The organism is Trinickia sp. (assembly GCF_057351765.1).
In genome coordinates this window covers 109,087-118,003 of record NZ_JBMRBK010000004.1, presented here as the reverse complement: position 1 = coordinate 118,003, position 8,917 = coordinate 109,087, and the positions used below count along the sequence as shown (strand labels likewise).

The window sequence follows — 8,917 nt, the reverse complement described above, 5'->3', positions numbered from 1 at the left end:
GGCGGCGCAAAGCAGCGGCCGATCCGCACCCGGTAGGTCAGCGGCAGCACCGGCTTGCGCAGGATATGCCATCCCTTCGCGAGAAACGGCGAGCCGGCCTCCACGATGAGCGTCTGCACCGGAACGCCCGCCCGTGCGGCAACGAGCCCGATGCCGGCCTTCAGGGGATTGACGGGCGGCGAGTCGGTGCGCGTGCCTTCGGGAAACAACAGCAGCGGATGGCCGCGCCGCAAATCGTCGACGGCGGCCTTGATCATCCCCTTCGGTGCATCGTTCACGATGTAGTCGGCAAGACGCGCGCCGGCACCCAGGAACACGTTGTCGACGATGTCGCCCTTCATCACACAGCACACGCGCGGCACGCAGGACGCGATCAGCATGGCGTCGATCAGCGTCGGATGGTTGGGCGCAAGGATCATCGCCGGCTTGCCGCGCAGCGTCGCGAGCTCGGACAGATCGAAATGCGCCGCGCCGAGCGCCGAAAGCGCATGAAAGTAGAGCCGCCAGACATGTTGGATGACCGCGCGCCCCAGCGTGCGCGCGACATGTCGCGGCAGCAGCACCCGCAACAGAGCGGCAAACGGCAGCCAGCCCAGGCAGGCGATCGCGAGCAGCAGCAGACCGAAGTAGAAGACCGCGTACTGACGCAGCGCCGCGAGCCCGCGCAATACGGGGTCGATGCTGACGCGTTCGGTCGACGGAGGTCCGGCGTAGCTCACGCGAATACCTCGACAGGATGGCCGCCGCTCGCCTCGATCTCGAGCAGCAAGTCCGCGCGGCAAACGTCGGCATGCAGATAAAGCGCACGCAACGACGACCCGCACCTTGCGCGCAACACCTCGTCGATGGCGGCAAGCGCCTGCGCATCGTTCGCGTCGCGCACATAGACCTTGTAGGTCAGCTCGGCCAGTGCGGTTTTGTTCCGGGTTTGGCGTGCGGCTTCCTCGAGCACGGTTTCGATGTTGACGAGCGTCTCCCGCAACTGGGCGATCACATCTCCGCGATGAGCCGTTTCGTGTCCCACGATGCTCGCGGTGCCCGAGACGAACAAGGCCGATTCCCCATCGGGGTCGGCCGGGCCGCACCATGCCGCCGCGCGCGCGAACGTCGGCGCGCTCGGGCCGTATCGAGCCGGATAACGGTAAGCGCTGACTTGCCGGGGATTTTCAATTGCACGGTTGGGCGAGCGTGACGCCAGGAACGACACCGACAACGGCGTCGCGGGCACCGCATCGCCGACGACGCTGGCCGCGCTGCCGAGCGCGCTTGCGGCCGGCACGCTATCGATGACGGGGCGCCCGCAGGCCTTGAACGCCCGCTGCCGCCCGGTGTTGAACTGGCGATAGCGCTCGCTGCCGAACTGATGCGCGTTGATTGCAGGCACGACGTTCCAGATTCTCAGCGGATGGCGCATGTCGAGCGCATCGAGCACGCTGAAGATCGCCTCGTAAGCCGCATAGGTGGCGCGTTCGAGCGGGGTCTCGCCGCTCGCCTGCGGCACATCTGCGTGCGCTTGCTCGTACACTTCGACGCTGCCGAACACGATGCCGGCCGATTCGCTGAACCGGTAGTGGAGCGGACCGTGGTGGCCGTTCGCGAGATCGGCGGCATCGCACTGCCAGATTTCGAAACAGGTATCGCTGCTGTCGTGCAGCGGCTCCGAAGCGGGAACGAGCCTCGCCATATGAGCCGGCGCGAGCGGAAGATGAGGCGCCGCCTCGGCGAAGCTCGCCCATTGCGCCGGCTCCCCGAAGCATGCGGCACCCAGCGCGCCCGGAAATGCGCGCTCGAACGCCTCGTTTCGCGCATGGGCGGGCTCGGCTTGCAGCATCGCCGCAAGTCGTGCGCCCTCGAGTCGGACGAGCTTCAAAAACGGAACCGGCATCGAGACCACCTACCCCGCTGCCGTGCGGGCATCGTCGGCTTGCCGCAACATGCGGCGGCGCGCACGCCACGCACGCAGCGAATTGCGCGCATCGGCCAGCGCCGACAGGTAATAGATGATCTTGAACACGCGCAGCGACGGCCAGATGGGCGTGCTCTCGAAGATATCGCCGGCGAGCAGCGACAGCAGCGCCTCTTTCACGCGGAACATGTTGCGCGGATTCATGAACAGGTTGCGCATCGTCGGCGAGGTCATCCGGTAGATGAACCAGGCGAATTGCTTCGGCCCATGACGCACGCGCCGATCGAATTCGGCGAGCGCCGCGCTCGCGCGTGCCGGTTCGCGCAGGCACGTATCGATCGCTTCGGCGCCCATGAACGCGCTTTGCATCGCAAGCATGACGCCGGACGAGAACACCGGGTCGATGAACGCGAACGCATCGCCGAGCAACAGGAAATTGCGCCCGTGCGTCACGTCGCCCGAATACGAAAAATTGCCGGTCGCTTCCACGCCGGTCACGAGCTCGGCGTGTTCGAGGCGCTTGGCGAGCGGCGCACACATCGCAATCGTTTCGAGGAAAAACGTCTCGAGCGAGGTGCCTGACGCTCGCCGCTTCAGATAGTAGGGCCATACGACGGCACCGATACTCGTCGCTCCGTCGGCGAGCGGAATGAACCAGAACCAGCCGTGCTCGAACCAATACACGGTGATGTTGCCTTCGTCCGCCCCGGCATGGCGTTGCGCGCCGCGAAAGTGCGCGTACAACGCGCCGCTGTTGTGCTTCTTGTTGCGCTGCTTCGTGCGCATGCGATTGGCCAGCAGCGTATCGCGGCCCGATGCGTCGACGACGAAACGCGCGCGGCACCGATACGGCCGCCCATCGTCGTGCTTCGCGCTCACGATCGCGCCGCCGCCGTCGGAGAGAAACTCGACGTCGCGGACCTGACAACCTTCGACGACATCGGCGCCATGCGTCGCCGCGTTGCGCAACAGGATTTCATCCAGTTCCGAACGGCGCACCTGGTAGGCGTAAGGCATGGATTTGTCCCATGCCTCGGCGAACGGGAAACGCTGCAGCCGCTGGTCGTGGAACGGCGAAACGAATTCGGCGGCCGGCTTCATCATGCCGATGTCGCGCACGGCCTCGCCGACCCCGAGCCGCTCGAACAGACGCAGGTTCGCGGGCAGCAACGATTCGCCGATGTGAAAACGCGGATGGCGCGCCTTTTCGAGGAGCTGCACGCGATAGCCGGCATCGGCGAGCAAGGTGGCGGCGGTCGATCCCGCGGGGCCACCGCCGATCACGGCAACGTCCCACTCGGTCATCTCGTCAAGGTGCGGCGGATTATTCATGGGCTTGGCCTTCGCTTCGTTCGTGCGATATTTCGTGCGATGTCGGTGTCTCGAGCCGGTCTGCTCAAGCCATACCGCCGTTGACCGACAGGACCTGCCCTGTCACATAGGCCGCGGCATCCGAGACGAGGTAGGCCACCATCGCAGCGACCTCCTGCGGCGTGCCGCTCCTGCCGGCGGGCACGAGCTGCTTGATGCGCTCGGGCGGGAAGGCGGTCTCGGTCATCGGCGACGCGATGATGCCGGGCGCCACGGCGTTCACGGTGATATGCCGCGAGGCGAGTTCGAGGGAAAGCGATTTCGTGGCGCCGATCAGCCCTGCCTTCGCCGCGGCATAGTTCGTTTGCCCGCGATTGCCGACGAGCCCCGTCACCGAGGCGATATTGACGATGCGGCCCCAGCGGGTGCGAATCATCGGCATCAAGAGCGGTTGCGTGACGTTGAAAAAGCCGTTCAGCGTGACGTCGATGACACTGCGCCACTGCTGTTGCGTCATGCCCGGCATGGGCGCATCGTCGTAGATGCCCGCGTTGTTGACGACGATCTGCACCGGGCCGCTTTCGAGCACGCGTTCGAGCGCCGCGAGCGATTCGGAGGCGTTCGTCACATCGAAGCCGATCGCATGGGCGTTGCCGCCCGAGGCCGCAATGCCCGCAACGACGGCCTCGGCGGCCGCCATGTTGCGGTGCCCGTGCACCCAGACTTCATGGCCCGCGGCGGCGAGCGCCTCGCTGATCGCGTGGCCCAGCGCGCCGCTGCCGCCCGTCACCAATGCTTTCATCGCAAGCGCACCGGGTCAACGCACACGATGCTCGGCCACGTAGGCAGCCAAGGCACCGAGGGTCGAAAAGATCTTCGTGTTGTCGGGATGGTCCGACCTGAGCCCGAAGCCGTATTTTTTCGAGATGAGAAGCGCGATCTCGAGAATATCGATGGAATCGAGCCCAAAGCCTTCACCGTACAAAACCGTGTCGCCGGATACGTCGGTGATCTTGATATCCTCGAGGTTCAATTCGCCGATGATCAATCCGGCGAGCTCTTGTTCCAATTCATTCATGATGCTTACGGCGAGCTGACAACAAGGATGCAGCCTGAAACGGCGGGCGCGCGGCGCTGGGCGAGCGGGCACGGCGTCGTTGGTCCGCTCCGGCTTATTGGGGGGCCCATCCGGGCCGATTAAGGGGTCCCTTCAGGTTCGAGCGATTCTAGACGAAGCGTTTCCTGCCGTATACCCGAATGGTTACTGAATGAAGCAGCCGAACAACGGGCGGCCTCCCCGGACGAGGCCCCGTTGCGCACGGTGCCTGTTCGTTCGGAGCGGCGACGTGCGCTAAAATCCGGCGCTGCCCGCCGGTGATCGACTTGCAAAAAAGTTACAAAACGCAGCACCGGCGCCCACTGAACTCCGTATGATCGATCGCACAAAGCGACAGACTCAAAACTCGCGGGCGGTTGCCGTCGGCGGGTCTTATTCGGGATGGCACTGATTTTTTTTCGCCGGGTTTCATTCGCGCGTAACACAAGGTACTGCAGCACGGGGAGCGTCGAATGAGCCGTTTGCGATCCATCGTTCGCGGCGCAGCCGGAGCCGCACTCATCGTCGGCTATGAGATCGGCGCGCATCGCGCCGTCAGCACGCCCGGCCTGGAACCGCTCGGCCTTGCGCTCGTGCTCGCGCCGGCGCTCGTTCTCGCCCTCGGCTACGCGGCACGCTCGCCGCGGCGCGCCGTGTTGCTGCCGCTCGTGGCCATGGCCGCCGCGGGGCTGTGGCTCGCGCGGGGCGCGCTCGTGCGCCATTACGAGTGGGGGCTTTTCCTCGAACACGTGCTGTTCAACGGCGCGCTCGGGTACCTGTTCGGCCGCACGCTCGCGAAAGGGCGCGTGCCGCTGTGCACGCAGTTCGCCGCCCTCGTGCGGGGCAACCCGCTTGCGCCGGAAATCGCCGTCTATACGCGGCGGGTCACCGCTGCCTGGACGCTCTTTTTCGCGCTTGTCATCGCTGTCTCGACGCTGCTTTTCGCGACTGTCCCGATCGAAATCTGGTCGACCTTCGCCAACTACCTGACGCTGCCGCTGACCGCGCTCATGTTCATCGCGGAACATGCATGCCGCCGGTTCGCGCTGCCCGGTGTGCGGAGCTCGGGGATGGTCGCGAGCATTCGTGCTTATCGGCGCTCGACCGCGGGGCGGCCCGCCACGCAGCGATGAATGTCCAGGGAAGGTCTGCCAGGCATCGCCTGCGAGCCGCCCGCTTACCGCTTATGCCAATTCGCTAGCAACGTTATGTCGAGTTTTCCGCTGGTCTCTCATGTATCGCTCGATCGGACCATCGCCTGGCGCGATGGGGCGAGTGTCACGGTACGTGAATTTCTCGTCGACGTCAGGACGCTTGCGGCCGCCCTGCCGGCGGGCCGGCATGTGTTCAATGTCTGCAAGGACCGCTACCGTTTCACGGTCGGCCTCGCCGCCACGCTGCTCGCCGAAAAGGTGAGCCTGCTGCCCTCGACCTACACGCCGCAAACCGTGCGGCAACTGCAAGCGTTCGCCCCCGACGCGTTCTGTCTTCACGACATGGACGAGTGCACGATCGAGCTGCCGCGTTTTCGCTACCCTGCCGCGCCGCGCGCAGCGCTGGCGACGTACGACGATATCGCCGTGCCGCAGATCGACGGCGCGCGCATCATGGCGTACGTATTTACTTCGGGCTCCACCGGCGCGCCGGTGCCGCACCGCAAGACCTGGGGATTTCTCGTCAAGAACGTGCGCGCCGCCGCGGCGCGGCTCGGCCTCGTCGAAGCGGCTGGCACGACGCTCGTCGGCACGGTGCCGCCGCAGCACATGTACGGGTTCGAATCCACGGTGCTGCTCGCATTGATCGGCGGGCTCGCGTTCAGCAACGGTCAGCCGTTCTATCCCGACGATATCCGCGGCGAACTCGAAGCAGTACCGGCGCCGCGCGCGCTCGTCACCTCGCCGATCCACCTTCGCGCGCTGCTCGCGTCCGAGCCCGCGTTGCCAGGTGCGGCGCTGATTCTCTCGGCCACGGCACCGCTTTCGGAAAAACTGGCGAGACAAGCCGAAGCGCGCCTCGGCGCACCGCTGATGGAGATTTACGGCAGCACGGAGACGGGCCAGATTGCGACGCGCCGCACCGCGCATAGCGCCGCCTGGGAGCTTTTCCCCGAAGTCACCTTGACGGCGCGCGACGCGGCGACCGGCAGCGACGAGGGTCCCGAAATATGGGCGGCCGGAGGCCATGTCGAGGTGCCGGTACAAATGGGCGATGCGCTGGAGTTGATCGATGCAACCCACTTCTTGCTGCACGGCCGCAAGGGCGATTTGATCAACATCGCCGGCAAGCGCTCCTCGATCGCCTATCTCAATCATCAGTTGATGGCGATTCCCGGTGTCGACGACGGCACCTTCTTCATGCCCGACGAAACCGCGACCGACGGATTGGACGCCGATACGCAAGGCGGTCCGCCTGTCACGCGGCTGATGGCCCTCGTGGTGGCACCGACGCTTTCGGCTGCCGAGCTGCAACGCAAGCTGCGCGAGCGGATCGATGCCGCATTCATGCCGCGCCCGCTGCTATTCGTCGACAGTTTGCCGCGCAATGGCACCGGCAAGCTCCCGCGCGATACGCTGGCGCCGTTCGTGGCCGCGCTGCTGCAGCGCTGCGCTGCGCCCGCGAGCGAGGCAAACGCACCGCCGCCGAGCACCCGGAGTGCGGCCGAGAGCCAGCACGAACCGATCGTCTTCGAGATTCCGGCCGATCATCCGGCGTTGCCGGGTCATTTTCCGGGCCGGCCGATCGTACCGGGTGTCGTACTGCTCGACCATGCGATCGCGCGGATCGGCGCGGCCCTCGGGTGCGAGTTGAACGCATGCACGATCGGCTCGGCGAAATTCACCGCGCCCGCTTCGCCCGGTGAACCGCTCGCGCTCTCGTTCAGCTGCGACGAACGCGGCGCGATCCACTTCACCATCCGCACCGGCGAGCGCACGGCAGCCGCCGGTGTGCTGACACGGCGGCAACGGGCATGAGTACGAAAGGGAACCGCGATCATTCGACGTGGGCCGAACGCCAGGAGCGCGGAAACTTCGCCGTGCTGCGCATCATGACGTGGCTCTCGCTGCACTTCGGCAGACCGTTGACGCGCATCGTCCTGCACGGCATCACGTTCTACTTCCTGCTGGCCGCGCCGCTCGCACGCCGCGCCTCGCGCGCTTATCTCGCGCGCGTGCTGGGACGCCCAGCGCGTTGGCGCGAGATCTACCGGCACCTGCTCGTCTTCGCGACGACGATCCATGACCGCATCTATCTGCTCAACGAGCGGTTCGATCTGTTCGATATTCGCGTCGAAGGCGGTGCGCTCGTCGACGAGGCGCTTGCCGCGGGGCGCGGCGCATTTCTCATCGGAGCGCATTTCGGCAGCTTCGAGGCGCTGCGCGCGATCGGCCGCACGCGCCCGAATCTGCGTGTCGCGATCATGATGTACGAGGAGAACGCCCGCAATATCAACGCAGTGCTCGCGACCGTCAATCCCGCCGTGAAGCAGGACGTCATCAGCCTCGGCCGGCCCGAAGCGATGCTCGAAGCCGTCGAATATCTCGATAGCGGCGCGATGATCGGCATGCTCGCCGATCGAACGCTGCGGCAAGAAGACGGCAGCGCGCTGCAGCAGTGCGCGTTTCTCGACGGCCGCGTCGGATTTCCGCTGAGCCCCTTGCGCATGGCCGCGATGCTCAAGCGCCCGGTCATTTTCATGGCAGGGGTTTATCGCGGCGCAAACCGCTACGACATCCACTTCGAACCGCTCGTCGATTTCTCGGACGCCGGGGCCGGCGATCGCGCGGCGCGCGTGCAAGCCGCGGTCGAGCGGTATGTCGGACTGCTCGAGCAGCACTGCCGCAGCGCCCCCTACAACTGGTTCAACTTCTTCGATTTCTGGCAGGACGGCGAGCCCACCTTGCCGTGCACATCTCAATCGGCGAGCGAGGTGGACGCATGAGGCGAACGTCTGACTTCAACGCTTTGCGCGCTAACGCGCGTGCGGCGTGGGCCGTCGCCATACTGGCCGCCGCCACGTGCTGTCTGAGCGCCGCGCCCCTTGCCACGGCCGCGGCAACGCCTGCGCCTGCGGCTGCCGGCACGGCGCAATGGACGCTCGACCGGCTCATGTCGACGCTGGCACACAACAAATCCGGTCGCGCGAGCTTCACCGAAACGAAATATCTCGCTATCGCGGACAAGCCCATCGAATCGACGGGCGAGCTGGCCTTCGTCGCGCCCGATCACCTCGAGAAAGTGACGGTGACTCCGAAGCCCGAGCGGCTCGTGGTCGATGGCGACAAACTGACGGTCGATCGCAATCAGCGCAAGTACACGGTCTCGCTCGCGCACTACCCCGAGCTCGCGGCATTTATCGAAAGCATCCGCGCGACGCTGGCCGGCAATCGTTATGTGCTCGAACAGCTCTACAAGGTCTCCATCGGGGGCCACGGAGACGATTGGACCTTGACGCTGACGCCGCTCGATTCCCGGATGCTGAAGACGGTGCAGACGATCAAGCTCGACGGCACGCGCGATGTACTGCGCACCGTCGTGATCGAACAAGCCGATGGCGATCATTCGGTGATGCAGCTTCGCAACGCTTCGAGACAGTGATGCGAGAC

General features: G+C 65.6%; 9 protein-coding genes. 4 read left to right on the top strand and 5 right to left on the bottom strand.

What is annotated here, in order from left to right; translation table 11 throughout:
- The 5 genes from ACO1XS_RS01050 to ACO1XS_RS01030 all read right to left on the bottom strand — a co-directional run.
- Positions 1-719: lysophospholipid acyltransferase family protein (locus ACO1XS_RS01050; RefSeq protein ID WP_486389833.1), on the bottom strand; the 719-nt coding region annotated here is incomplete at its 3' end.
- Positions 716-1,885 carry a chorismate transformation FkbO/Hyg5 family protein gene (locus tag ACO1XS_RS01045; protein WP_486389832.1) on the bottom strand — a complete coding sequence of 390 codons (1,170 nt, stop codon included), beginning with the start codon at positions 1,883-1,885 and terminating at the stop codon, positions 716-718. The genes ACO1XS_RS01045 and ACO1XS_RS01050, both read right to left, overlap by 4 nt.
- Before the next feature lie 9 nt (positions 1,886-1,894).
- On the bottom strand, positions 1,895-3,238 hold the full coding sequence (locus tag ACO1XS_RS01040) for an NAD(P)/FAD-dependent oxidoreductase (protein ID WP_486389831.1): 1,344 nt from the start codon (positions 3,236-3,238) through the stop codon (positions 1,895-1,897).
- Between the two features lie 64 nt (positions 3,239-3,302).
- Positions 3,303-4,019 (bottom strand): 3-oxoacyl-ACP reductase FabG, encoded by a 717-nt coding sequence (gene fabG, locus ACO1XS_RS01035; protein ID WP_331570189.1) that lies wholly within the window; start codon positions 4,017-4,019, stop codon positions 3,303-3,305.
- Between the two features lie 15 nt (positions 4,020-4,034).
- Complete coding sequence (locus tag ACO1XS_RS01030; RefSeq protein WP_481582434.1) at positions 4,035-4,295, bottom strand: phosphopantetheine-binding protein; 261 nt, start codon at positions 4,293-4,295, stop codon at positions 4,035-4,037.
- 491 nt (positions 4,296-4,786) lie between these two features.
- Between ACO1XS_RS01030 and ACO1XS_RS01025 the strand changes: the two genes are divergently transcribed.
- From ACO1XS_RS01025 to ACO1XS_RS01010, 4 genes are all read left to right on the top strand, one after another.
- Positions 4,787-5,446: a COG4648 family protein gene (locus ACO1XS_RS01025; protein WP_486389830.1), complete on the top strand. Its 660-nt coding sequence runs from the start codon at positions 4,787-4,789 to the stop codon at positions 5,444-5,446.
- Between the two features lie 75 nt (positions 5,447-5,521).
- Positions 5,522-7,285 carry an AMP-binding protein gene (locus ACO1XS_RS01020; RefSeq protein ID WP_331570193.1) on the top strand — a complete coding sequence of 588 codons (1,764 nt, stop codon included), beginning with the start codon at positions 5,522-5,524 and terminating at the stop codon, positions 7,283-7,285.
- Positions 7,282-8,253 (top strand): lysophospholipid acyltransferase family protein, encoded by a 972-nt coding sequence (locus tag ACO1XS_RS01015; protein WP_486389829.1) that lies wholly within the window; start codon positions 7,282-7,284, stop codon positions 8,251-8,253. Before ACO1XS_RS01020 ends, ACO1XS_RS01015 begins: the two co-directional genes overlap by 4 nt.
- Positions 8,250-8,909: an outer membrane lipoprotein carrier protein LolA gene (locus ACO1XS_RS01010; RefSeq protein ID WP_486389828.1), complete on the top strand. Its 660-nt coding sequence runs from the start codon at positions 8,250-8,252 to the stop codon at positions 8,907-8,909. Before ACO1XS_RS01015 ends, ACO1XS_RS01010 begins: the two co-directional genes overlap by 4 nt.
- Positions 8,910-8,917 lie beyond the last annotated feature (8 nt).

Excerpts from the sequence above, each read along its gene's own strand:
- ACO1XS_RS01045 (WP_486389832.1), bottom strand. The coding sequence starts at position 1,885 with ATGCCGGTTCCGTTTTTGAAGCTCGTCCGACTCGAGGGCGCACGACTT.
- ACO1XS_RS01040 (WP_486389831.1), bottom strand. The coding sequence starts at position 3,238 with ATGAATAATCCGCCGCACCTTGACGAGATGACCGAGTGGGACGTTGCC.
- fabG (WP_331570189.1), bottom strand. The coding sequence starts at position 4,019 with ATGAAAGCATTGGTGACGGGCGGCAGCGGCGCGCTGGGCCACGCGATC.
- ACO1XS_RS01030 (WP_481582434.1), bottom strand. The coding sequence starts at position 4,295 with ATGAATGAATTGGAACAAGAGCTCGCCGGATTGATCATCGGCGAATTG.
- ACO1XS_RS01025 (WP_486389830.1), top strand. The coding sequence starts at position 4,787 with ATGAGCCGTTTGCGATCCATCGTTCGCGGCGCAGCCGGAGCCGCACTC.
- ACO1XS_RS01020 (WP_331570193.1), top strand. The coding sequence starts at position 5,522 with ATGTCGAGTTTTCCGCTGGTCTCTCATGTATCGCTCGATCGGACCATC.
- ACO1XS_RS01015 (WP_486389829.1), top strand. The coding sequence starts at position 7,282 with ATGAGTACGAAAGGGAACCGCGATCATTCGACGTGGGCCGAACGCCAG.
- ACO1XS_RS01010 (WP_486389828.1), top strand. The coding sequence starts at position 8,250 with ATGAGGCGAACGTCTGACTTCAACGCTTTGCGCGCTAACGCGCGTGCG.